Raw genomic sequence first — 24,223 nt, forward strand, 5'->3', positions numbered from 1 at the left:
ATGTTAAAAAAGGCTGCAACCGAAGCGGCATCTTACACTGCCGTTCAGTCATAGCCTTGATCAACTCTTTTTTAACAAATACACGTCTTTTTCTTCGTTCCTACTCGGCCCATCGATTCCACTTTATGAATATATTCACTCGCGAGCGGTACTTTACAAGCCGTTTGACCGACGTCGACATGAACCTTGCCGATCTCATTAGCTACTTCCGTCGCAGCTTCTAATAGAGGAAAACAATACGCACCCACCGTAATAACGAAGGTGTTCATTGTATATCTAACACGATTTCTTTCCGCATGAATCGTTGTTCTCACTTGCTCCAATAGCTGCGCAATTTCGTGAAGGTCGAGCTTCTCATCGGGTGTGATACTTATATAGTTTGCATAAGTACTCCATCCGCATGTGGCAATTAATTCGTCGGGAGATTGCAGCCATTCCCTTGCCAATTGGGGCGCGCTGCTGCTTTCTGCAGCCACGCCCGCTACCGTATATTCGGTGAGCATATACCAATAGGCTTGCTTCGCCCAATTCTGAAGTTCTTGCTTCGTCATTGTTTTTGGATTAACGGAGAGTCCAGCCAAATACATCGCATCCGTATTACCTGAATCGTACAGAGCGAGGGTTAGCTCACGGTCTTTTTTGACGAATTTGACCAGCTTCTTCATATCGCCTACTTTAACTCCGAAAAGAGGCTCCTGCGCACCATGCCGAAGCAACGTTTTCTTCGTTTGCTCGCTTCCGAGCTCCTCTAGGTTATTCATTACCTCTTCAAATGTCATAGACTCACCACTTAACATTCATTTTTCCGTATTGTATCATAGTTGAACATTTAATAGCTTTATTTGTCCTTGTCTTTATCCTTTTCGCTGCCTCTCATCACAATGAGCTTGTATGTTTTAGTGGAGTTATCCTCAGTTGTCACCTGAACTTCAATCGTGTTCTCATCCTTTTTCAAGTGAATAACATCAGATGCTGCTCCACTTACAACTACTTCTCCGTTTACCGTTACCTTTGCCCGGCTGTCTGCAACAGTTGGCGTGACGGTGATCTTACTGGTTCCATTTGACACCGAAGCCGTGTATGCTGTTACATTCGCTCCAAATTCCGGACTTAATGTTCCCGCACTAATCGTCAAGCTGCTTAGATTCGCATTGTTTGATAACAGCCGAGTTACTGTCAGTCGATACGTCTTTGTAGAATGATCTTCGGCCGTAACAGTAATGTCGATCCTATTTTCGCCGACACTGAGCTGAATGTCACTGGAAGCCTCTCCATTTACAACTAATGCTCCGTTCACCGTTATCTTCGCTTGACTGTCTGCAGACGTTGAATGGATGCTGATTTGAGCTATCTCATTAGACACACTTGACGTATATTCGGTTACAGCTGAATCAAACGTAGGATTTAATGTACCTGCACTGATTGTCAAAACGCTTAAGGTATTGTCGGCTGAAGGCCATATTTCCGTAACCGTCACACCAGCTGCCTTTTCATAATTGGTCCCGATATTGTTTAAGAAATTCTTACTGACCGTAATGTTTGAGCCTGCCTGCAGCTGAATCCCATTCGTATTTCCTGTTAGCGTATTCCCTGTAATTTGTACGTTTTGAGGATCTCCCTGTCCTACACTATTGGCATTTTGGTCACCGTTATCGTGTTCGAGCAGAATTCCCCAGTAATTGCCCGCTGTATTATTGCGAATTAGATTATTGATAATCCTAGTACCTGGTCCATTTAAAATGTTAATCCCAACACCGTTATTGACAGTTGTCGTGTTTTCAATTGTGTTATGCTCGATCAACGTATCCGGCGTACCCATCGTAACAACAATGCCTTCACGTGAGTTTCGAATGACATTGTCATGAATGTAGTTATTAGGTCCTGTTTTGCTATGGTTGCTTGGCGCTGTACCACCTGTGTTTCCAAGACCTATGCCACCGCCGGTGAAGATGTTTTCGATCGTATTCCCGTGAACTTCGTTCAGGTACTCGAGCTCACCATGAAGATCAATAGCATCCAATTTGGTATTAGTATAGTGATTATTTCTCAGAACGTTATTGTGCGCTACATTTTGGATGAGGGATCCATGACGCAAATACGGCCCTTCAAACGTAGAATTTTCCACCACATTCCAATACGTATCATTATCAAAACCGAGCCTGTCGACCTTCGGCATTCCTTGAATGGATGTTCCGTAGCCAGCTCCGCCGCCACCGAGATCGGTTGCATTTCGGAACGTACTGCCGCGAACTACGACATCATGGCTGTTCTCAATCCGAATCGCCATCCGTCTAAACCGTTCAACAGTAACCTGATCAATGGTCACGTTATAGGACGGATTCTCGCCATAATTCGCTATGGCAATCATACTGTCCGGTCCTCCGGCCTCTGGATTATTCGTAGCATGCTCTAAGGAAAATGTACGATTCCAAGTTGAGGTTACTGTCAGGTTCGAAACGACAATATCGTGTTGATTGGATGATTTCAAGACAGAACTATTCTTGACGTCGTCAATACTTGATTTCAAAAGAGTGCCAGTTTGGCTTTCTCCCCTTACATTCACTCCGGATTTGAGTTTTATGTTAATAAACCCGTCAGGCGACGTTTTCAAGTTATACACACCATTCGGTAAAAAGACTTCATCGCCGAAAGCGGCAGCATTGATGGCATTTTGAATAGCTATCCGGTCATCTTGTTCATTATCCGCTGGGTCGGCGCCATAATCTACTACATTGATGGTATTTCCCGTTACAGCGTTAGGTGTATGCTTGGCATGCTCGGAACCATCTGGTTTCGTCAAGCCAGCCTTCGTGAAAGGAACTGTGCCTGGGGGAGCCGTAGGCGTAATATTTGGAACAATGGCTACCGGTGTATCTCCTGATAAAAATGGTGCATAAATCATCACTTCCGTTAAGCTGGTAAAGGTACTGCCATCCGAGTTACCATGTCCTACCACTCTTAAGAAGCGAGCAGTGGTATCCGGGAAATCAAATGCCTGCATGTTAACCGTACTCCCGCGGCTGCTTCCACTAAACACATTCGTCCATGTGATAGCATCATTTGAAGTCTGAATATCGATAAGGGTAGAACGTTGATCACCTTTATAAAATGCTATGCCCACGTACCCGATACTCTTCGTTTGCCCTAAGTCAAACATCACATATTGACCATCGCCTGAAGCTGACCAACGGCTGTATAAATTGTTATCCAGCGTATTGCTCTCTACATTTCCATCGCTGCTGCTAGCATTAACTTCCACAACCTGTAGGGGAGTAACAGGAGAAGTTAACGTTGTTGCACTATAAGTCAATGGGGTTGAAGAATAGTTTCCTGCCGCGTCTCCAGCGATGATTTTATAGGAATAACTCGTATTTGGTGTTAATCCTTCGACGCTATAAGACGTACTGCCATAAACAGTAGAAAGAACGGAGTCATTTTGATAGACCAAATAGTTGGTTACTAAGGTATCATCTGTAGCTGCTGGCCAAGTTAATTGGACAAAGTCCGTTCCCAGATTGCTTGACTTTAAAACAGCGTTTGCTGGCCAAGTAGGCGGTGTATTATCACCTTGAACCACTCGCTTCACCACCAACTGCGGCTTAGGATTGGATGCCGTCGTTTCTTTGGAATACACATTAACGGATCTGCCTAAGCCTTGTGAATCACCGACAACGAAGGACACTGCGCCATCCGATAAATGCTGTCTTACATAATTGGTTACGTCTACCGTATATAGAGCCGGCTTGGATATCGTATTAGGCTGAGTGACCGTGATTTGCCCTAGTTGATCTAATTGAGCCATATCCGTTTGGGGCGCTGTATTCCAAGTAATGGCTGCTTCCTGCCATGTAATATCGTTCTGAGCGAACACTTGTAAAGCTGTGTCCACGTCATTTGCACCGCTCCCTCGTTTTGCAGAGACCTGCAAATAATACTTGTATGCACTGTCTGAAACCGCAGCCACGTTAAACTTATAGTAGGCCTGTCTTTTGACCGTGCTGCTGGATAAAATGTTGTAAATACCAGTTGTGGTGCTCGTTTTGGTATCAAAGTTAGTATTGGCGATTGCTGCATTCGTAGTGTCCATAGCGATAGCCGCATCCGCTGTAGGCAATAGGGCAGCCACATCCACTTCAACATCAGTCGCTTTCCCTGGCGACGGGATGAGGAGTAATGAGAAAACCATTGAAATCATTAACATCATGGCTAGCTTTCTTTGAATGAGATGAATTTTCATGTCAACAAGCTCCTTATTCTGTTTAATAGTTCGAAACATATATGTAAGCGCATACAAATACCTTGTGACCATCATCATACTCTCTTTCAAACTAATTTTATTGTCATTTATTTAGGTCTTAGAGGGGTATTATTAGGATTTGGTCGTCTTAGGCAGCAAGCCTCTGGCGTGTTACATGCAAAAAGTGCAGCAAAATTTCGCATTTTGAGCAAAAATGGGCAGTTAACCAGCTAACTTACCTACTCACGACAGCTGAGAAGTCCTTTTCAGACGTCTCGTTCCACTTTCGCTCCATCTGGGCCTCCGAGACAGCCTTTTCTGCCCTCTCAGGCCCTCAAACCCGCTAACTCACCTACTCTCGACAGTTGAGAAGTCTTTTTCAGACGTCTGGATTCACTTTCGCTCCATCTGGGCCTCCGAGACAGCCTTTTCTGCCCTCTCAGACCCGCAAACACGCTAACTTGCCTACTCTCAGCGGCTGAGAAGTACTTTTCTGACATCTGGCTCCATCTTCACCCTTCCTCTGAGTCCAAGTACATTTAGCTAGCTGCTCTAAGTGATATAATACTCTGCGTGTGACCTAATTGGACAATCGTGTAACAACAGGCTGAGTTATCGAGAAACTATATTTAAGCGTGCAGCAGTCCGTTTTTCATTTCAAAGGACGGATTGTCCCTAGTAGCTAAAAAGAAAAAAACCGATCCATGAGATCGGCATTTGGAATCTTTTTAAAATAATCTTCTTTTATAAACTAATCTTCTTTTTCAAACTAATATAAAAGTTTCGGTTGGTGCACAGGCGGTTGAGGCTGCGGGCATTGCGGGAAAGGGAGTATATCCCGAATTTGATTGAAGGCATAATGTTTGGTAGCAAATTGGGTGTGGTATAAGTATTCGATCACGTAAATATTCCCACCTTGAATACTGCATAGAATACCTGAAGTACCAGTCCCGTCCATTAGGGATACACCTACTGGGCTTCCGATCCTCCTGAATTACCTTATGCGGCGATGCGCCCAAGGGTTCAGTTTACTTCGCGCTTCTCCACCCGCACACGGCCCGAGAAGAATGTAGCGCCGCCGCCCATATCGGCTACTCGGTCTGGCGTGAGCGCGTTAACCAACGCTTTGTTCCCAGGCAAATCCGCCCAAAGCCCTTGGCTTACAACCACGCCCGGCAGCACATCCGAGCCAGCCGCTACGACTAACTCGCACTCTCCGCGATCATTCCATACACGGGCAACATCGCCACTGACCAAGCCTAATGCGGACGCATCCGCTTCATTCATATGAAGCTTCGGCGTTTTCTCCATTCGAATATGTTTCTCATTATGCGCAAACGTCGAATTCAAGAAGTTATGATTCGGTGCCGGAACGAACAAGAATGGCAGATCACCTTCATCCACAAGTGGCGTATATGTCGGAAGTGGCGGGAATCCTTTACTCTCCATCTCATGAGAATACAGCTCGATCTTCCCGCTCGGTGTCTTTAATTCCCCAGGGAATAATGGCTTAACATCCGCCTTGATAAACAGTTTTTCCAGCAGTGTTTCATATGATATGTTATTCAGAGCTGGGTTTCCAGGATGATCCAAAGCCTGGCGAATCAAAGCTTCATCGGTATCCCCCAAAGCTTCATCCTCATAGCCCATCTCCGCCGCCAACAAACGAAACACATCCACATTCGCTTTGCTTTCCCCATAAGGAGTCATGACGGGAAGCTGAAGGTGCACATATTGATGCCAATAGGAGCGGTAAAAGTCCGTATTTTCAAAGGAGGACGTCGCAGGAAGCACAATGTCCGCGAACTTCGCTGTTTCGGTCAAAAACAGGTCATGAACTACTGTAAACAGATCCTCCCGCTGAAGTCCCTCTCTCACCTTATTCGCATGAGGAGCAACTAACGCCGGGTTTGAATTGTACACATATAGCGAACGAATAGGCGGATCAAGCTCCAGTAAGGCGCTCCCGAGCAAATTCATATTGATTTGGCGAGCTTCCTTCTCCCGCAAATCAGGTCGCTGTAAAGCTGGAATATTGTGCTCCAAGTAGCTGCCATTTCCTTTAATCGCGCCGCCGCCTTTATGCAGCCACTGCCCCGTTAACGCTGGTAAGCAAGCTATGGTCCGCACACACATACCACCGTTATCATGGTGTTGAATGCCGTTGCCAATTCGAATAAAAGATGGCGAAGTCTGGCCGTATAAGCGAGCTAAGCGGTAGATGTCGTGGGCAGGTACACCCGTTATTTTAGATACCACAGAAGGATCATATTGACGCACATGTTCCCTTAGCTCCTCATGCCCAGCGGTAAATTGCTGCAAAAATGCTTCATCTACCAGATTCTCAGCGAACAAGATATGCATGATTCCTAGAGCAAGCGCAGCATCTGTTCCTGGCAAAATCGGAATAAACCAGTCCGCCCAGCGGCCTGTTTGGTTCTTATGAGCGTCAATCACGATGATTTGTGCGCCATTCTTACGGGCTTTCTCAGCCAACATAACCTGATGCATATTCGTGCTGACCGCATTAATGCCCCACATGATGATCAGCTTGGCATGAATCGTATCCTCTGGATCTGTCCCGAAGCTGCCTCCCATCGTATACTTGTAGCCTTCTGTGCCTGCTGATTCGCAGATCGAATAAAGCAGTCGGCTCGCACCCATCCGATTGAAGAATCGACGATCCATCCCTTCCGTCCCAATCCGCCCCATGTTGCCATAGAAGCTGTAAGGCAAGATAGATTCTGCGCCTTCATCCTCGATCAGCTTTTTCCACCGACTTGTAATGGTTTCGATCGCTTCTTCCCAAGTAATTCTTTCAAACTGACTGCCTTCACCTTTAGGGCCCACGCGTTTCATGGGATACTGCAGCCTTTTATCATCATATATACGAGCCGTCATGTTGCGGACTTTATTGCAAATAGCCCCTTGTGTTACCGGGTGATTGGGGTCTCCCTCTATTTTAACGATCTTCCCAGCTTCTTTATGAATCAGCAAGCCGCATTGATCTGGACAATCCAGTGAGCATACGGATGGGAAAATACCATTTTGTTCATCTCGCATTGTTGTAAGCATTCGGCACTCCTTTCAACACTTCAATTCTTTTTTACTATATACCGAAATGAAGCGAAGCGAAAGCCTCTTTGCATTTAGTATAACTGCTCCACGGCCCAATCCCCTTCCAACGGATCGCAGCTCACAAGGGGCAGCTTTAATGCCTTAATAGCTAGTTGCAAATATTCACCTTTGAAACAGATTTCTTTGGATAATGGAAGTGATAACTGCTGTAGAGCGTTCATATCTTTCGAATAAAAAGCAGCGTCCCATCTTACTTTAGCGATTACGCGTGCTGTAATTTCTGGGGGAATTCCTTTAGTCCTGGAAATAAGCTCGGCGGCTGCATAAGGATGATTACGGATAAACGCGTGGACCCGAACATGTGCTTTTAAGTAAGCAACTGCGTCTCCTTCATGATGTCGCGCCCAATTCTCATCAGCAACAATTCCCGTTAAATAATTCTCCCCCATTCCCTCTGGAAAAAGCACCTGACCTACGCCATGGTATTGAGTCAAGCTAATATACGGCTCCCACATGACACTTCCGGCAAGCTCCCGCTTCACGATCCCCGCCATGCATTCATCCATTTCTTTATGTTCAAAATGATTCTCATGATCTCCAAGCGATTGAAGCAGCTTCGATAAACGATAACCTGCACTCGATTGCGCTGCCGATGAAAGCGGCCACCCGCAGATCTCCGAAATATCGTTGATCTCCAGCCCTTTGCGCATCACGAGTGAAATCCCTTGCCCACCGGAGGTTTTGCCGTCAAAGGCGAGTAAAATAGGACGAAATGCAGGCAGTGTCTGACTCAGTGATTGACTAAGCACAATCGGATAGTCTCCCAAGGAAGCAATCTGGATGCTGCCCCCGATCAATCCCTGCAGAAGCAATGTTCCATTAGCTGCATCCAACCATTTTACATGAACAGAACGGTTAGGATTCGCTAAGATGAGTTCTTCCTCTAACCAGCCGAGCTCTTTCATGATGAGCGCTGTCCACATATGGGCCGTTCCGCTTTGATAACCAACCGTTATCGTGGGCATCTCCTTAGATGTGACGTTTCTAGAAGCGCCTGAGACAAATGATGGATTCTGTAAGCTAAAAGAATGATGACGAACCCATTGCTCCAGTTCATTCTTATCAATTAAGATTTCTTTCCCTATTTTCACAAAAGGAAGCTGTTTTAACTTACGCCATCTGTCAAAGGTGGATCGGCTTACACCAAGCAAATCGATCGCATCATGCAAAGAAATGAGGTTGAATCGCTGTAAGGTCATGGTCATCGCGCCTCCTGCCGGGGTTAAGATGGTCATTCATCGTCATTCATGTTCATGTGTTTCCAATTCATTGACAGTTGGGTGGGCTGAGATTATATTTCATTATAGAAATATATTCATAGTAAGTCTATAGGAATTATACAATTTACGACCGGACCTCTGGAGATAACTTGGTTAGAAATCAATGAAAGCAAATTATCGTTAGGGGGAAATGAACATGACTCATTTTGCTAAAAAAGGCTGTACGACAGCCATCGTATTACTTCTTGCTTCCTCTTTCCTATTGACAGCCTGCGGCAAAACAGAGGCGACTGCATCTGCGAGCGGCGGTGCACCTGAAGTAACCGAGCTTCGTTATCAAGGAGGTGTTGGCTCTGTTACTTTTCCAGAATTAGCCGATGATCTGGGGTACTTAGCTCCTTTGAAGCTGAAATTTATCGGCAACACGATCAGTGGCCCTCAAGATATTCAAGCCGTCGTAACGGGGGATACCGATTTTGGCGGAGCTTTTAATGGGGCTATCGTGAAATTGATATCTGCCAAAGCTCCGATCAAGCCAGTTATTGCTTATTATGGCGTCGATGAGAATACGTGGACGGGATATTACGTTTTGGATGGCAGCCCCATCAAATCTGCAAAGGATTTAATTGGTAAGAAAATTGCAGTGAATACACTAGGCGCTCACCATGAATTCGTCATTAAGGAATACTTGCACAGAGCCGGCCTAACAACGGAGGAGATTAAGCAAGTAACGCTAGTTGTCGTACCGCCGGTCACAACGGAACAGACGCTGCGCGCGGAACAGATTGATGTAGCTGCCCTAGGCGGTGTACTGCGTGACAAAGCGCTGGAGCGCGGCGGCATTCATCCTTTGTTTAAGGATATCGATCTGTTTGGCACCTTTAGTGCCGGCAGTTACGTGTTGACTGATAAATTCATCAAAGCGAATCCGAATGCCTCGCGTAAATTTGTTGAAGCAACGGCCAAAGCTATTGAGTGGGCACGGACAACACCACGGGATGAAGTTGTCGCTCGTTATGAGAAAATCATAAACGCACGAGGCAGAAAAGAAGATACTTCTAACGTGAAGTTTTGGAAAAGTACCGGCGTTGCTGGTAAAGGCGGCTTAATCTCCGACAAGGAATTCGATACTTGGATCCATTGGCTTGTGAACGAAGGTGTCATCAAAGATGGGCAATTGAAGATCAAAGGCCTGTACACGAATGAATTCAATCCTTTTGTAAATGAGAAAAAGTAACTGCTTATAAAGCCAGTTTCAGACTGGTGAAACCGTTAAGGAGGTGCTGCAAATGACAGCTAAAATAAGCATTCAGCATGTGCAGAAATCGTTTCGAATCCAAAGAAACCTAGGGCATTTGAAAGAAGATTTACAGCCTATTTCCGCCCTAAAGGATATCAATTTGGAGGTGAAGAAAGGCGAGTTCATGGTCATCGTCGGCCCTAGCGGCTGCGGCAAATCAACATTGCTCGATTTACTTGCGGGCTTAACGAAGCCAAGCAGCGGGCAGATTTTGTTAGATGGCAAGGCCATTACAGGACCGAATCTGGATCGCGGCATCGTGTTTCAGCAGTATGCGCTTTTCCCGTGGAAGACGACGCTTGCGAATGTGGAGTTTGGTCTTGAAGCCAAAGGGGTGGGTCGCAAGGAGCGCCGCAAAACTGCCCAAGAGTTCATTCATCTGGTTGGGCTTGCCGGCTTCGAAAACCGTTATCCCCATGAGATTTCAGGAGGCATGAAACAGCGGGTTGCGATTGCCAGAAGCTTGGCCTACGATCCTGAAGTGCTGCTGATGGATGAACCCTTCGCTGCGCTTGATGCGCAAACACGTGAAACCCTGCAAAGCGAACTGCTGCGTATTTGGGAGGCTACGAAAAAAACGATCATTTTCATCACGCATGGCATTGAAGAAGCGGTTTATTTAGGCCAGCGTGTCGCTGTAATGACCTCTCGTCCAGGAAGAATCAAGAAAGTCATTGATATCCCTTTTGAATCACGAAGAAGTGAAGAAGATTTGCGATCTCATCCTGACTTCGTCAAGCTGCGCCATGAGGTGTGGGATTTGCTTAAAGACGAAGTAACGAGAGCCCAGGAGCAAGAGATAGCCAAAAGCTTGGATGGCTTTGAGCACAATAAATCTGCGTTAAAAGGGGGCGTTATTAATGGCTAGTGTGAATGCGGGGAAAGCCCTGGTTCTTCGTGAAAAAGAAAGCTTTGATGTCGCCCTATGGTCCTTAGCGAAGCTGAGAAAGCTGTTCAAAAATGCCATAGTCATCGTGGCCTTGCTTTTCGTATGGGAAGTGGCGCCTCGTGTAGGACTTGTTGATCGAACGTTCTTCCCTCCGATTTCCGAAATAGCGGCTGCTTGGTGGCAGTTGCTGCTATCGGGTGATCTTACCGAGCATACAATAGCCAGCTTATCGCGTTCTTTGGGCGGATTTACCCTGGCAATCCTCATCAGCATCCCTCTTGGTCTCGCTATCGGTTGGTGGAAGCCTGTATCGGAATATCTCAATCCCTTGCTCGAATTATTGCGAAATACGGCAGCACTTGCCATACTTCCAGTTTTCATCCTATTACTCGGACTTGGTGAAACCTCTAAGATTGCTATCGTGCTGTATGCCTGCACGTTCCCGCTTCTACTGAACACCATTAGCGGTGTCAAAAATGTCGATCCACTTTTGATTAAATCAGCTCGTTCAATGGGTTTATCGCCAGTTAGCTTGTTTCGCAAAGTGATTATCCCTGCTGCAACTCCGACTATTTTCGTAGGCATTCGGCAGGCTGGAGCCGGTTCTATTCTCGTCCTCGTTGCCGCTGAGATGGTCGGTGCGAAGTCCGGTCTCGGTTACTTAATTCAATATACACAGTTCAGCTTTCAAATTACGAATATGTACGCAGGCATTATCTCTATTTCGGTTATTGGTTTAATCATTAATTACCTACTTGTTACGCTAGAGAAGAGATTAACGGGTTGGAAGCAAACTTATAGTGAGTAAAAAAATAAAAGGGTGCGTGAGTGATCATGAGTAAAGCGAAAAGACAGCTGCATTTAAATGTATTCATCATGAATACGGGGCATCACGAAGCATCATGGAGACACAAAAACACAGAGCCGGAGAATATTACGGATATTCGATATTTTCAACGGATTGCGCAAATTGCGGAACAAGCTAAATTCGACTCCCTCTTCTTGGCGGATGGATTGGCGGTCAGTCAGAACATTAAGCATGGCGCGTTTGTTGGACTTGAACCATTCACGTTGTTATCTGCCTTAGCCGCGGTAACCGATCATATCGGACTTATCGGCACCGTCTCTACAACGTATAACGAACCCTTTCATGTTGCGCGCAAATTTGCCTCGTTGGATCACATAAGCAAGGGGCGAGCAGGCTGGAATATCGTCACATCCGGAAGCTCTTTTGAGGCTAGTAATTTCAGCAAAGATGACCATTTGGAGCACAGTAAGCGATATGAACGGGCTAAAGAATTCTTAGACGTAACGACCAGTCTGTGGGACAGCTGGGAAGATGAAGCTCTGATCATTGATCGAGAATCGGGCACCTTCGCAGATCGAAGTAAAGTCCGGGAAATCAATCATGTCGGCGACACCTTCAAAGTACGCGGACCTCTGAATATACCTAGGTCTCCGCAGGGATATCCAGTGCTTGTTCAAGCCGGTTCTTCCGAATCTGGCAAAGAATTCGCCGCTCAGTATGCGGAGGCCATTTTCACTGCTCAGCAAACACTCGTAGAGGCCCAACAGTTTTATTCGGATGTAAAATCAAGACTTGCCAAGTATGGCCGTTCTCCTGAGCAGTTGAAAATCTTACCGGGCATCTGCCCCATTATCGGTCGTACCGAATCAGAAGCCAAAGAAAAAGAGCAAGAATTAAACGAATTAACCGTTCCGGAATATGGGCTAAATCAATTGTCCAATATGTTGAACATTGATTTATTCTCATATCCGTTGGATGGACCTCTGCCGGAGCTGCCAAGCTTGTCCGACATCAATGGGAATAAAAGCCGCTTCCAGCTTGTCGCTGATTTAGCGAAGCGCGACAATTTAACCATTCGCGGGCTGCTTCATCGTCTAGCTGGCGGACGCGGTCATCGTACGTTTGCTGGTACGCCTATCCAAATAGCTGACCAGTTGGAAGAGTGGTTCTTACACGGCGGCAGTGACGGCTTTAATGTGATGCCGCCTTATTTACCAGCTGGTTTGGAAGAATTCGCGCAGCTCGTCATACCCGAGCTGCAACGAAGAGGATTATTCCGAACAGAATATTCTGGAACTACCCTGCGGGGACATTTGGGCTTGTCCCGACCTGCTAATCAGTATGCGACTGCTGCCGTTGGAGGCGCATAAATATAATAAAATGGAGGTAATTCGTATGAGTACAAATGAACAAGTTAAGGTAACTCCCGGTCACATTGAGGTGCTTCCGATTGCAGGCAGAATTGGTGCAGAAATAAAAGGGGTGAGCCTTAACGCTGATCTGGATACTCAGACGGTTAAGACGATCCGCGAGGCGTTATTGCAGCACAAAGTCATTTTCCTTCGTGATCAGCAACAGTTAGATGATGTGGGGCAGGAGGCTTTTGCTCGCCTGCTTGGTGACCCTGTTGCTCATCCGACGGTGCCAATTAAAACTGGAACTGATTATGTCCTTGAGCTTGATTCCACTCATGGCGGACGGGCCGATTCTTGGCATACCGATGTGACCTTCGTCGATGCTTACCCGCAGGCCTCCGTTCTTCGTGCCGTTGTCGTTCCCGCTTCCGGCGGTGACACGGTTTGGGCGAATACCGCTGCCGCTTATGAGCACCTTCCCTCTGAACTGCGTACTCTCGTGGATCAGCTGTGGGCCCTGCATAGTAACGACTACGATTATGCCGCGCAGCGTCCTGAAGTCTCTCCCGAGAAGGAGCGTCATCATCGGGAAGTTTTTGCCTCCACGGTGTATGAAACTGAGCATCCGATCGTTCGTGTGCATCCAGAGACGGGTGAACGCACCCTTGTGCTTGGTCATTTCGCGAAGAAAATTTTGGGCCTTTCTTCAGTAGATTCTGCCCAACTATTGTCTTTACTTCAGGGGCATATTACTAAGTTGGAAAATACAGTTCGTTGGCGCTGGTCTGCCGGCGATGTCGTGATCTGGGACAATCGCGCAACACAGCACTACGCGATCAACGATTACGGTGACCAGCATCGGATTGTGCGCCGAGTCACTGTAGACGGTGATATTCCAGTGGCTATCGATGGCCGGAAGAGTGTAACACGCGTCAAACAACCGTCCGAGTCGTTAACTAAAACGAGCGCTTAAATAAATGACCCACTACAAGGCTAATTGTCCTTGTAGTGGGTCATTTATTTGCTAATCCAGTATCCCGCCGCCCAATATAAAGCGGTATTGCAAATGAAAATTCTTTTCAATAATCTTATCGATCCGAACCCCGCCTGTTTTCTTCGATGCCGAATGAATAATCTTCCCGTTGCCTAAACAAATCCCCATATGAGTAATCGGCTTCTGGGAAGCAGTAAGTCCTGCGTAATCCGCTGCCCGATTGCCTCGAAAGCTCGTAAAGAACAATAAATCTCCCCGCCGCGCCTTGCTTATATCATGATACTTGCGTTTAGACAAGGCATCTACATAGGCGGCCTGATTTTTGGCATCCCAAGGCAAATCCATCCCGAGTGCATACAAATACACCCAACGTGTGAAATCAGAGCAGTCAAACGAAGAGGGCTCCAATCTGTTCGAGCCATACACATAAGGTGTCCCTAGGTAGCTGATGGCCGTATCTATCACGTTCTCTACATAACTTCCTTGTTTCGGAACGATGGCAGGATTGGGGAAAGCCTGAATCAAGGGGAAGCCGTTAGGTAAAAGCGCCTGCTTCGTACTTCCAGTCGTCAAGCTCCTCACCTGGTTGCTTGTATAGAGCTGATCTACCCCCAAATCACCTATATACAGCTCCGCATCGCTGCTCGTTAAATTCCAGTCCGACATTTTGTTATCGGTTTCACGCTCTATGGCAAGGTTCGAATGCTCCTTACTGCCTTGCGCCTCCATTTTTGATTTCTGGGAGCATCCACCACCAAGTATAGAGAATGTGCAGGACAACAATAAACTAAACACGATTTTTTTCCGCATCATCAAACTCATCAAATATACCCCTTGTTAATGTGATGCAGTTAGGATGCCAAATTTTTGTAGAAACAAACATGAAAAAATCCAATTTCTACCTCTCCAGACACTTTAACGATGAGAAACATCGTCTCAGCAGCATTCTGCGCCAGACGGGGCGGTTCCAACGACTTTAAGCATGTTTTTCATCGTTACGGAGCTAATTTCTCTCACTCCCTCCACTGTAACGATGAAAAACATCGCCTCAACAGCATCTGCGTCAGGTGGGGCGAATCCAGCGACTTTAAGCATGTTTTTCATCGTTACGGAGCAGATTTCTCTCTCTTCCTCCACTGTAACGATGAAAAACATCGTCTCAGCTGCATTCTGCGTCAGACGGGGCGGTTCCAACGACTTTAAGCATGTTTTTCATCGTTACTGAGCTAATTTCTTGCGCTCCCTCCACTGTAACGATGAAAAACATCGTCTCAGCTGCATTCTGCGTCAGACGGGGCGATTCCAGCGACTTTAAGCATGTTTTTCATTGTTACGGAGTTGATTTCTGGCGCTCCCCACACTTTAACGATGAAAAACATCGTCTCTGCAGCATTCTGCGTCAGACGGGGCGGTTCCAACGACTTTAAGCATGTTTTTCATCGTTAGGGAGTTAATTTCTAGCGCCCCCTACACTGTAACGATGAAAAACATCGTCTCAGCAGCATTCTGCGTCAGATGTGGCGAATTAAGAACAAAACAACCTTCGGGTGACGAACAACTGTATCCACTAAAGGCCGGAATTCATATTTTCAATACAAAAAAAGCCCGCAGGCGAAAACCTCACCCACAGACTTGATACTAACGCTGCTTCTTACCCAGATTCAGCTCTTTCATGATTTGTTGGCCTGTCGGTGTCTGAGCTAAGCCACCTTTGGCCGTCTCCCGGTGTTTCTCCGGCATTGCCGTTCCTACTTCATACATCACTTGAACGACTTCATCCGATGGGATGACGGATCTGACACCAGCCAAGGCCATATCAGCTGCTGCCATTGCATTAACCGCCCCAAATCCATTACGGACAATACAAGGAATTTCAACCAAACCGCCAACGGGGTCGCATATGAGTCCCAAGGTGTTCTTCAGCGCAAGCCCAACTGCGTGCATCGCCTGTTCAGGCGTACCGCCGCGAAGCTCCACGAGCGCACCTGCTGCCATACCAATGGCAGATCCAACTTCAGCCTGGCATCCTCCTTCTGCACCGGAGACGAAGGAGTTGTTGGCGATTACATAACCGATCGCGCCAGCGCTTAACAAGCCATTGACCATATGGTCATCATCCCATCCAAATCGCTGCTGACTGCTAATGAAAACACCTGGGATAATCCCGCAGGAGCCAGCCGTCGGCGTGGCAATGATTCGTCCCATGGAAGCGTTAACTTCTGAAACGGCGAGTGCATAAGCCATCGCTTTGCAGGCCTCTTCGCCTAAAGATGCTTCTGTCGTTGTCATATAGCTCGCAACACGCTGAGCGTCTTTCCCCGTCAACCCGCTTCGGGATGTTGTATCTTCCGTCATTCCTTTGGCGACGGCTTCTTTCATGATTTGGTAATACGCTCGCATCTTTTCAAAGACATACTCAGGTGATTTGCCTGATTCTTGGCTTTGATCAGCAAGCATGACTTCTGCAATGGTTAATCCTTCGGAAGCACACACTTCCGTTAATTGTTTCAATGTCCGGAATCTCATTTATTCGCCTCTTTCTGCGAGGTCTACTTTTTTTATTTCGTGTATCATACTTAAATTTTTAAGCTCTTCTATAAGCGAATCTGGAATCGATACATCCGTCTCGATCACTGTCATCGCTTCCCGATCGCGGCCCTTCCGATCCAAATCCATGAAACCGATATTGATTTCACTGCGCCCCAATAAGGCGGTAATATCTGCAATCATCCCCGGACGATCATGATGGGAAATAACTAACGTAGGGTATACCGCAGTAAATTTTACATCAAATTGATTCACATTAACAATCTCAACATTGCCTCCGCCGATCGATGCTCCCGTCATACTCAATTCCCTTGTTTCGGATGAAAGATGGAATCGAACGGTGTTGGGATGATCAGCTTTATCTTTACTTGTAAGGAAGGCAATCTCCACACCAAGCGCTTCAGCCTCTTCCGCAGCAACAGGAATACGCGGATCATCGGTTTCATAATCCAGTAGACCGCCAATTAATGCCAAATCGGTGCCATGCCCCCGGTAGGTATCCGCGAAAGAACCGTATAGTGTGATTTCAACCTTCTTCGGCTGTTCGCCAAGCAGTTGTCTGGCAACACGTCCTAGCCGGACCGCTCCTGCGGTGTGAGAGCTTGATGGACCGATCATAGATGGTCCGATGATCGAAAACACATCTTTAAAACGCATCATGCAGCTCTCCTAACATATAGTGTTGTTCCCTTTACTCCCATTGTATGAAGCCAATACAATAAAGACAAGTCTTCAATGCGTCCTTATATTCGCATATTATATTCAAAGGCAGAGCCCTCCATCATAGTAACATATTCAACAATCTTTATATATGAAAAAGCGATCTATCTCTTGTGGTCTAAGAGAAAAAGATCGCTTTTCGAAAGCATATTAACATTTACTATTTCACTAGCCAAATTTATGAAACGGCATCCCTTTTACTTTTAATTGCGCACTAAAGATGGCCCCTGCATAAGGCTGTTCCACTTTTTGCTGCGGATTTAATCCCTGCCATGCACTAGTAATGAAGAGTTGATCAAGGGGTTCTCCGCCAAAAACACACGATGTGACCTGAGCAGCCGGCACTTTTATTTCATCCAATAGACTTCCATTCATGGGGTTCCATCTGGATACTTTATATCCACCCCATTGTGCGATCCACAGCATACCCTCCGTATCTGTCGTCATTCCATCAGGAATGTCTTGACCTTCCGGAATTTGGATAACAATCCTGGGATTGCTTATCTCCCCTGTTTCAAGCTCGTAATCAAATGCGTTTACCTGCTTCGTCAATGAATCAATATAGTACATGATGCGGTTATTGGGGCTCCAGGAAATTCCGTTTGAAACACTAACATTTCCCAACATCTTTCGTACTGACATGTCCTGATCCATGCAATAAAGAGAGCCTTCCTCTTTCTTTCCATTCATACTCATGGTTCCCGCCCAAAATCTCCCCCTCGCATCGCACTTACCATCATTAAACCGATTATCGGGCAAATGAGCTTCCGGGTCTGCAAGATGAACTAATTTTTCTGTATCGAGATCGAGAAAATAAAACCCATGCTGAGCGGCGAGAATAGCTCCACCCGACTTTCTTAGCGCAATTGCACCTACTTGTTGTCCAATGGCAATTATTTTTTCCACTTGAGTTTCCAGGTTCAAAATATGGATTTTCCCTACCGGAATGTCGGTCCAATACAATTGCTTGCCATCGACATCCCAACAAGGCCCTTCTGCAAGTTCAGCTGTTTGGGAATGAACTATTTCCAAATTGTGTGTCATTTTGCCACTACTCCGCAACGAACTGATTGGTCAGTGTTCCGAGCTTTTCAATTTCGATCGACACGATATCCCCGTCCTTCAAATACACTTGCTTTTCTGGCGGATACCCAAGTACAACCCCTTCAGGTGTTCCTGTTAAAATAATATCGCCCGGCACTAACGTCATATGCTGGGATATGTAGCTGACGATTTCATCGCAATGAAAAATCATATCCGATGTATTCGAATGCTGACGCACTTCTCCATTTACATACGTTTTAATTTCAAGATCATTCGGATTGCCCACTTCATCTGCCGTCACGATATATGGACCGAGTGGCGCAAATTTATCGCAAGATTTACCCAACAGCCATTGTTGTGTCCTCACCTGCAAATCGCGTGCTGATAGATCATTAGCATTACAGTAGCCAAAGACGTGACCCGGCGCTTGCTCCTTGGAAATATATTTGGCTGTTTTACCAATGACAATAGCTAATTCTGCCTCATAGTCAACTTTCTCCGAAACCTTGGGTAAAGGTATGTCGTCGCCATGACCTGCCAATGTGTTGTTGAATTTATTGAACAGAATCGGATATTGTGGAATCTGTGAACCTGTTTCCTCCGCATGTCTGCGATAATTAAGTCCAACGCAAATGATTTTATTCGGATGCGTAACGCTAGGCCCTAAAACTAAAGTAGATTCGTCCAATACATACGCTGTTTTGTCGTTATCCAAAGCAAGAACCATATCTATATATTCACGCAGTTCGTTTAACGCACCAGTCCCACCTTCAATAACTTCGTGTAGGGTAGCAGGTATTGTTTTTTCTGTGGAGATAGATGATAACGCCGCCAATACGTCGACCACGCCTTGATCCATTTTCACACCTAAGCGGTAAGTACCGTTTTGAATAAACGTTAATAATTTCATATTCAAGTACTCCTAACTTGTTATTTGATGATTAGCTCTTTCAATACGGATTCAATGATTTCAAGTGTTGTATCAATATCCTGATCTGTATGGCTATAACTGATATGATTGCGTTTAATGTTCATTGGCATCTTATAGATGCCCTTTTCGATTAATTTCTTACGATAAGCTACGTATAACTCCGCGTCATTTTGCTGTAAATCAGAGTAGTTCTTCGGCTCGCTTGTCATAAAATAAGTCGTCCACACCGAACCGAAACCTGCCACATAGGCCTCGATGCCAAGCCTCTCGTGAATGCCACGAATGCCGGAACGCATCTTCTCACCCAATCGGAAAATGTGCTCATGTACCGGTTCGTTCTCCATCAGTTCAAGTGTCGCTATAGAAGCAGCTGTGCCTACGGCATGACCGTTATAGGTTCCCGCAAACCAGACATCTCCGCCTGGATACGTATTGAATCGCTGCATATACTCACGTTTTCCAGCAACAGCGGCGATTGGGTAACCGTTCGCCATCGCTTTGCCCATCGTTGTCAAATCAGGTGTAACACCTGCCACTTTCTGAAAACCGCCGATATCATGTCGGAATCCGGTAATGACTTCGTCAAAGATCAGCAGCGCTCCATGTGCCGTACAAAGCTCACGAAGCCCTTCCAAGAATCCAGGCTGCGGCATAACACACCCGATATTGTGAGGAATCGGCTCCACTATCAAAGACGCGATTTGCCCTTTATTCTCACGGAAGGTCCTTTCTACATCATCAAGATCATTGAACGTACAGACCAACGTATTGTCGATCGCTTCGTCCATCATGCCGGCTGATCCGGGATCGCGTTTACCGATCATGTCCCAAGCGCTGAGCATGTTGCGAGCGACATAATCGTGCCAGCCGTGATAGCAGCCTTGAAATTTGATCAGTTTGTTGCGTCCTGTTACCGCACGCGATAATCGAATCGCATGATAAGTAGCTTCAGATCCTGAATTACAAAACAGCACCTGCTCTGACGAAGGGACGTGTTTACAAATTTTGCGTGCTAGTTCCACTTCCAGATCCGTACAACCAACGCCGTACAAATCAGTTCGCTGAATAGCTTCAATCACTTTTCCATTGACATACGGATGGCTATGTCCAAGAATAATCGGGCCGAATGCACCTTGATAATCAATGTACTTGTTACCTTCCGCATCATATATGTAAGCGCCTTCACCTTTAGTAAAAACCTTCATTGGATTCACGTTACGAATGGACGTATGAACCCCGCCTGGCGAGTAAAGTTTCGATTCTTCATAAAGTTCTGCATTTTTGGACATGTCTCATTGCCTCCTCTTAATTATGATTTACTTTACAATCTTGGTCAGGCCGAGTAACTCCGGCGTGTTGCGATGAATAATATCCTCGATGATTTGTTCCGGAATACGCGGCATCTTAGTGCCTTCCACCAAGTGGTTAATATTCCGAAACAGGTCTATCGTTTGCTGCGTTGTGAAGAAAGGATAATCGGAGCCGAATAAAATCTTGTGCGTGACCCCATACTCCATAGCAGAAACTAGCGCATTATAAAACTGCCACGGTCGTGAACCTAGTGCCGACAAATCCATATACATATTGACGTTTTTACGAACAACGGCAATGCACTCATCCACCCACGGATGTCCCATGTGAGCAATGATCATTTTGAGGTTAGGAAAAGCACGGGCTATCGGGTCTAATGATGCCGGTCTGGAGGCGTCGAGATACCCTTCTGGTACGAAGGACGTGCCTTGGTGCCACAAAATCGGCAATCCCAATTCGTCAGCTTTGGCATATAGATCAAAATGACTCCGATCACCCGGGTAAAAATTTTGATAAATCGGTCCAAGTTTAAGTCCGCAAAGCCCAAATTCCTTGATAGCTTCTTCCAACAGACGAGCGGCATTAGGCCTGTTTGGATCGATGCTTGCAAACCCGTACAAGCGTCCAGGATGTTTTGCTACATACTCAGCTACAACTTGGTTAGGTACGCGGATGCCCGTTGCCGGAGCGTCGAAAGCAAGTACAATAGCTCCATCAAATTGTTGTATGTTTTCTTCATGCTGCTCCGGAGTAGCGATGATGTCCATATCTTCACCCCAACTGCGCTTGACAGCGGCTAGGAAAGGCCCTTCGGTTTGTCCTGGAAGAAACAAATGGGTATGGCAATCGAATATCATAATTCTGTCCCGCCTTTCATTTATTTGCTACCGAGGTATCCCATCGCACGTGAAATTTGCCCGGCCGTTTCTTTTACTAAATTCCCAATTGTCAAAAACTTGATAGCCGGCAAATCTTTAACTAACGAGGTAATGCTGATGGATGCGATGATTTCCCCGCTGGAGTTTCGGATTGGAGCACCAATACAGCGGATACCCTCTTCAAATTCCTGATCTTCAATAACGAAACCATGTTCACGAACGAAAAGCACATCGCCTCTTATTTTTTCAAGCATTCGATCAATTTGCTGCGCAGAAAGAGTGGCATCTTGATTCAAAATATGGACAATTTCTTCCTCTGTCATGTCAGCGGCAATCGCCTTCCCAACACTCGACCGGAACAGTGGTTGGGCTTGACCGATTGTCGTGGCGAAACGAACAAAACCTTTGCCTTCCACTTTATCTGCATAGACCGGTTTGTTCTCTACTGGCACTGCCAAATGAGCCGTAAATGGCGTGTCTTGGGCTAAGCTTTCCAAAAATGGACGTGCAATTCTTACTAAGTCCATTGCTTTAAAATAACTGATGCCCCATCGCAAAACACCGTGTCCGAGCCGGTATTTCCCTTCCGGCGTTTTCTGGATAAGGTCGTTTTGTTCAAGTGTATTTATGATTACAAATGTCGTTGACTTCGGAAGCTTTAATTGAATATGCAAATCACTTGCTGAAAGCTCAGCCTCTGCGAGCGCATTCAGAATTAGAATGGTTTTCTCAATTGCTGGAACCGAATACTCTTTCGTTCCTTGGGTCATCATGTTTCCTCCATTGTTTATTGATCATCTATAAGATAAATCCGATATATTGAACGACGTCTATAAATAATATAGGATTTCCACACCATATTTGCAACTACTTTTTCATGAAAAACACGTCTATAAATCGTCTAAAAAGCTAGGAATTCCGTGTTTATATAAAACAAAAAGAACTTCTGGCTATTATTGATCCGTCAAGTCCATTCTACATATTAAACAAAGTTCAATATATTAGAATTCATTCAACAGAATCATGCGCGAAGCTAAATATCTTTCCCTGAAATTTTACCAAAATAGGAAGAAGACCGTCCTCCATCCGGCAAACCTGGCCCCAGAGAGAACGATCTGTTTAACTGCTTCTTTGGAAAGTTGTTTAAAGTTTGTTGGCTTCTTCCACACGAGTTTCCTTACGAGTCTGCAGTGGAGGGTGTGATTCATCGTCCCCTATTAATTCCTTGGTTCCTTTTTTAAACTCCTTCAAGGTCTTGCCAAACGCACGACCTAATTCTGGCAGCTTGCTGGGGCCGAACAATACAAGTGCAGTTATAACTATTAACATAATAGTTGAAGCACTAAAATGCGGCACAAAACTCACCCCTTTTTGGTTAAAGGTACTCATCTTATAAGGAACTAACGGTTAGACGCTCTTCGATATGTGAACACAGGACCTCTTCGGTTTCCAAGCCGGCCCAATACATCTTTAGTTCCTGGTTTATTTCGGATAGTTCTCTCGCGCTAATCGCTAAGTCCGTGAAATATCTAAAGCCGGGTATCGTTTCGCGAAATAGCGAAAATCTAGAAGGAAGATAGCGTTTCTCTTCCCCTACCCACTCTGCGGCCGACTTTCTGGCTGGAAGACTGTATGTGTTCTGCCGAACGAAAAGTTGGGCCTTACTACTGGTTAAAAATTCCACCAACTTAACGGCGGCGTCCTTGACCTGCGACTGACGGTTGACAGCAAACCCCGTGTTAAGCAGCATCGTCATTGGCGTACCAAAATGCGGTACGGGCGCGATATCAAAGGACAATCGCTCGCCAAGTAAATAATTTAAATAAAAGTAACTGGTCATGATCATCGACGCTTTGCCTTTGGCCAGAAGCAGCTCCGATTCGCCTGTCGTAATCCCTTCCGATAAAGATGGAATACTATGCTTCATCTCCCCGCAGTAGCGAAGCGCATCCATCATATGCGTACCGGCAAGCTTAAGTCGACCGTCTTCATGCCGCTCGAATTTCCCTCCGGTTTGCAGCAGAAGAAGAGGCCAACGGTTCGATGAATACAAGTCGCAGTGAAAGCCAAGCCGTTCATTCGGAATGGCAAGCCGTGACGAATATTCGATCAGATCCTTCCACTGCCAACTGCTATCTGGCTCGGACAAATTAGCTGCTTGAAAGTGTTCCCGGTTATAACAGAGAATAAGCGGTGAAAAAATAAACGGCTGAACGAGCTGCCGGCCATCCACTTTAAATGCGTCTGACAAGAACGAATATATCTCTGGATTGCGTTCCATCGGCTCCAGCAATCCTTCATCTCCGTTTTCCACACATTCCTGAAAATTCTTAAAGTTCATCATGACTACATCGAGAATGCCGCTGGACAAGTAATCGCTGATATAACTGTAGCTGTCGCTGGATGTAGGCACTGCTTGTACCCGAATATGCGGGTTTTCCTTTTGAAAAAGGGAAAGCAGCCGGTGAATATCCGCCTCGCCGGTGACGGAGCTATGGAAGCCTAGCTTCACAGTGACGAAAGCGCCGTCCGGAGGACCAACAACCTTGGTTCCGACACGCGGTATTTTCTCGATCAGCCCTTCTGCGACAAGGACTTCGAGTCCTTTTCGCACAGATTGGTTGCTTAAATTGAATTGCGCAGCGAATGTTTTTTCGGAAGGCAAATATTCGCCTACCGACCGCTTTCCTGTCAATATTTCTTCCCGCAGCGTGTTGACGAGTTCACTCAACCGCTCGCGTGACGATTTGCGAGTTGTCCGTTCTTCCATCTATAGACCTCTTTTCCATCCGATACACTGTCAAGAACAGGAATAAATGGACGCATCCTGTATCCGCATTGATATAAGTCA

The 24,223-nt window shown here is 46.0% G+C and carries 20 protein-coding genes; 5 read left to right on the forward strand and 15 right to left on the reverse strand.

Features of this window, described 5'->3' with window-relative positions; all coding sequences use genetic code 11:
* Positions 1 to 71 precede the first annotated feature (71 nt).
* From GC102_RS18470 to GC102_RS18485, 4 genes are all read right to left on the reverse strand, one after another.
* On the reverse strand, positions 72 to 779 hold the full coding sequence (locus tag GC102_RS18470) for a DNA alkylation repair protein (protein WP_171690832.1): 708 nt from the start codon (positions 777 to 779) through the stop codon (positions 72 to 74).
* Positions 780 to 838: 59 nt separating this feature from the next.
* Positions 839 to 4,237, reverse strand: coding sequence for a cadherin-like beta sandwich domain-containing protein (locus GC102_RS18475; protein ID WP_171690833.1), 3,399 nt, complete (start codon positions 4,235 to 4,237; stop codon positions 839 to 841).
* A 1,023-nt stretch (positions 4,238 to 5,260) separates the two neighbouring features.
* The gene (locus GC102_RS18480) at positions 5,261 to 7,312 is read right to left on the reverse strand and encodes a molybdopterin-containing oxidoreductase family protein (RefSeq protein ID WP_171690834.1); all 2,052 of its coding nucleotides are present in this window, start codon (positions 7,310 to 7,312) and stop codon (positions 5,261 to 5,263) included.
* 74 nt (positions 7,313 to 7,386) lie between these two features.
* On the reverse strand, positions 7,387 to 8,574 hold the full coding sequence (locus GC102_RS18485; RefSeq protein ID WP_171690835.1) for a helix-turn-helix domain-containing protein: 1,188 nt from the start codon (positions 8,572 to 8,574) through the stop codon (positions 7,387 to 7,389).
* A gap of 217 nt (positions 8,575 to 8,791) precedes the next feature.
* Between GC102_RS18485 and GC102_RS18490 the strand changes: the two genes are divergently transcribed.
* From GC102_RS18490 to GC102_RS18510, 5 genes are read left to right on the forward strand one after another with little or no spacing between them, the layout of a single operon-like run.
* Entirely contained in the window at positions 8,792 to 9,832 is a 1,041-nt protein-coding gene (locus GC102_RS18490; protein ID WP_171690836.1) for an ABC transporter substrate-binding protein, read from the forward strand.
* Positions 9,833 to 9,884: 52 nt separating this feature from the next.
* On the forward strand, positions 9,885 to 10,763 hold the full coding sequence (locus tag GC102_RS18495; protein WP_171690837.1) for an ABC transporter ATP-binding protein: 879 nt from the start codon (positions 9,885 to 9,887) through the stop codon (positions 10,761 to 10,763).
* On the forward strand, positions 10,756 to 11,592 hold the full coding sequence (locus GC102_RS18500; protein ID WP_171690838.1) for an ABC transporter permease: 837 nt from the start codon (positions 10,756 to 10,758) through the stop codon (positions 11,590 to 11,592). Before GC102_RS18495 ends, GC102_RS18500 begins: the two co-directional genes overlap by 8 nt.
* 26 nt (positions 11,593 to 11,618) lie before the next feature.
* Positions 11,619 to 12,962: an LLM class flavin-dependent oxidoreductase gene (locus tag GC102_RS18505; protein WP_171690839.1), complete on the forward strand. Its 1,344-nt coding sequence runs from the start codon at positions 11,619 to 11,621 to the stop codon at positions 12,960 to 12,962.
* Positions 12,963 to 12,987: 25 nt separating this feature from the next.
* Positions 12,988 to 13,920, forward strand: coding sequence for a TauD/TfdA dioxygenase family protein (locus GC102_RS18510; RefSeq protein ID WP_171690840.1), 933 nt, complete (start codon positions 12,988 to 12,990; stop codon positions 13,918 to 13,920).
* Between the two features lie 51 nt (positions 13,921 to 13,971).
* Here GC102_RS18510 and GC102_RS18515 read toward each other — a convergent pair whose 3' ends face one another.
* The 11 genes from GC102_RS18515 to GC102_RS18565 all read right to left on the reverse strand — a co-directional run bounded on the left by GC102_RS18515 (position 13,972) and on the right by GC102_RS18565 (position 24,142).
* Positions 13,972 to 14,763, reverse strand: coding sequence for a C40 family peptidase (locus GC102_RS18515; RefSeq protein ID WP_246320984.1), 792 nt, complete (start codon positions 14,761 to 14,763; stop codon positions 13,972 to 13,974).
* A 114-nt stretch (positions 14,764 to 14,877) separates the two neighbouring features.
* Entirely contained in the window at positions 14,878 to 15,096 is a 219-nt protein-coding gene (locus GC102_RS18520) for a hypothetical protein (protein ID WP_171690841.1), read from the reverse strand.
* A 483-nt stretch (positions 15,097 to 15,579) separates the two neighbouring features.
* Positions 15,580 to 16,467: an L-serine ammonia-lyase, iron-sulfur-dependent, subunit alpha gene (gene sdaAA, locus GC102_RS18525; protein WP_171690842.1), complete on the reverse strand. Its 888-nt coding sequence runs from the start codon at positions 16,465 to 16,467 to the stop codon at positions 15,580 to 15,582.
* Positions 16,468 to 17,145: an L-serine ammonia-lyase, iron-sulfur-dependent subunit beta gene (gene sdaAB, locus GC102_RS18530; protein WP_171690888.1), complete on the reverse strand. Its 678-nt coding sequence runs from the start codon at positions 17,143 to 17,145 to the stop codon at positions 16,468 to 16,470.
* Positions 17,146 to 17,376: 231 nt separating this feature from the next.
* On the reverse strand, positions 17,377 to 18,252 hold the full coding sequence (locus GC102_RS18535; RefSeq protein ID WP_171690843.1) for an SMP-30/gluconolactonase/LRE family protein: 876 nt from the start codon (positions 18,250 to 18,252) through the stop codon (positions 17,377 to 17,379).
* A 7-nt stretch (positions 18,253 to 18,259) separates the two neighbouring features.
* Positions 18,260 to 19,162, reverse strand: a complete 903-nt coding sequence (locus GC102_RS18540) for a fumarylacetoacetate hydrolase family protein (protein ID WP_171690844.1) — start codon at positions 19,160 to 19,162, stop codon at positions 18,260 to 18,262.
* Positions 19,163 to 19,182: 20 nt separating this feature from the next.
* Positions 19,183 to 20,472, reverse strand: coding sequence for an aspartate aminotransferase family protein (locus tag GC102_RS18545; protein WP_171690845.1), 1,290 nt, complete (start codon positions 20,470 to 20,472; stop codon positions 19,183 to 19,185).
* A 27-nt stretch (positions 20,473 to 20,499) separates the two neighbouring features.
* Positions 20,500 to 21,351 carry an amidohydrolase family protein gene (locus tag GC102_RS18550; RefSeq protein ID WP_171690846.1) on the reverse strand — a complete coding sequence of 284 codons (852 nt, stop codon included), beginning with the start codon at positions 21,349 to 21,351 and terminating at the stop codon, positions 20,500 to 20,502.
* Between the two features lie 20 nt (positions 21,352 to 21,371).
* Positions 21,372 to 22,145, reverse strand: coding sequence for an IclR family transcriptional regulator (locus GC102_RS18555; protein WP_171690847.1), 774 nt, complete (start codon positions 22,143 to 22,145; stop codon positions 21,372 to 21,374).
* Positions 22,146 to 22,515: 370 nt separating this feature from the next.
* Positions 22,516 to 22,728, reverse strand: a complete 213-nt coding sequence (locus GC102_RS18560; RefSeq protein WP_312883316.1) for a twin-arginine translocase TatA/TatE family subunit — start codon at positions 22,726 to 22,728, stop codon at positions 22,516 to 22,518.
* 34 nt (positions 22,729 to 22,762) lie between these two features.
* Positions 22,763 to 24,142, reverse strand: a complete 1,380-nt coding sequence (locus tag GC102_RS18565) for an extracellular solute-binding protein (protein WP_171690849.1) — start codon at positions 24,140 to 24,142, stop codon at positions 22,763 to 22,765.
* Positions 24,143 to 24,223: the final 81 nt, after the last annotated feature.

The organism is Paenibacillus germinis (assembly GCF_013141785.1).
Taxonomy (GTDB): Bacteria; Bacillota; Bacilli; order Paenibacillales; family NBRC-103111; genus Paenibacillus_E; species Paenibacillus_E phytorum.

Bases quoted from the DNA above. Each gene is read 5' to 3' on its own strand.
- GC102_RS18470 (WP_171690832.1), bottom strand. From the start codon at position 779: ATGACATTTGAAGAGGTAATGAATAACCTAGAGGAGCTCGGAAGCGAG.
- GC102_RS18475 (WP_171690833.1), bottom strand. From the start codon at position 4,237: ATGAAAATTCATCTCATTCAAAGAAAGCTAGCCATGATGTTAATGATT.
- GC102_RS18480 (WP_171690834.1), bottom strand. From the start codon at position 7,312: ATGCTTACAACAATGCGAGATGAACAAAATGGTATTTTCCCATCCGTA.
- GC102_RS18485 (WP_171690835.1), bottom strand. From the start codon at position 8,574: ATGACCTTACAGCGATTCAACCTCATTTCTTTGCATGATGCGATCGAT.
- GC102_RS18490 (WP_171690836.1), top strand. From the start codon at position 8,792: ATGACTCATTTTGCTAAAAAAGGCTGTACGACAGCCATCGTATTACTT.
- GC102_RS18495 (WP_171690837.1), top strand. From the start codon at position 9,885: ATGACAGCTAAAATAAGCATTCAGCATGTGCAGAAATCGTTTCGAATC.
- GC102_RS18500 (WP_171690838.1), top strand. From the start codon at position 10,756: ATGGCTAGTGTGAATGCGGGGAAAGCCCTGGTTCTTCGTGAAAAAGAA.
- GC102_RS18505 (WP_171690839.1), top strand. From the start codon at position 11,619: ATGAGTAAAGCGAAAAGACAGCTGCATTTAAATGTATTCATCATGAAT.
- GC102_RS18510 (WP_171690840.1), top strand. From the start codon at position 12,988: ATGAGTACAAATGAACAAGTTAAGGTAACTCCCGGTCACATTGAGGTG.
- GC102_RS18515 (WP_246320984.1), bottom strand. From the start codon at position 14,763: ATGAGTTTGATGATGCGGAAAAAAATCGTGTTTAGTTTATTGTTGTCC.
- GC102_RS18520 (WP_171690841.1), bottom strand. From the start codon at position 15,096: ATGTTTTTCATCGTTACAGTGGAGGAAGAGAGAGAAATCTGCTCCGTA.
- sdaAA (WP_171690842.1), bottom strand. From the start codon at position 16,467: ATGAGATTCCGGACATTGAAACAATTAACGGAAGTGTGTGCTTCCGAA.
- sdaAB (WP_171690888.1), bottom strand. From the start codon at position 17,145: ATGCGTTTTAAAGATGTGTTTTCGATCATCGGACCATCTATGATCGGT.
- GC102_RS18535 (WP_171690843.1), bottom strand. From the start codon at position 18,252: ATGACACACAATTTGGAAATAGTTCATTCCCAAACAGCTGAACTTGCA.
- GC102_RS18540 (WP_171690844.1), bottom strand. From the start codon at position 19,162: ATGAAATTATTAACGTTTATTCAAAACGGTACTTACCGCTTAGGTGTG.
- GC102_RS18545 (WP_171690845.1), bottom strand. From the start codon at position 20,472: ATGTCCAAAAATGCAGAACTTTATGAAGAATCGAAACTTTACTCGCCA.
- GC102_RS18550 (WP_171690846.1), bottom strand. From the start codon at position 21,351: ATGATATTCGATTGCCATACCCATTTGTTTCTTCCAGGACAAACCGAA.
- GC102_RS18555 (WP_171690847.1), bottom strand. From the start codon at position 22,145: ATGATGACCCAAGGAACGAAAGAGTATTCGGTTCCAGCAATTGAGAAA.
- GC102_RS18565 (WP_171690849.1), bottom strand. From the start codon at position 24,142: ATGGAAGAACGGACAACTCGCAAATCGTCACGCGAGCGGTTGAGTGAA.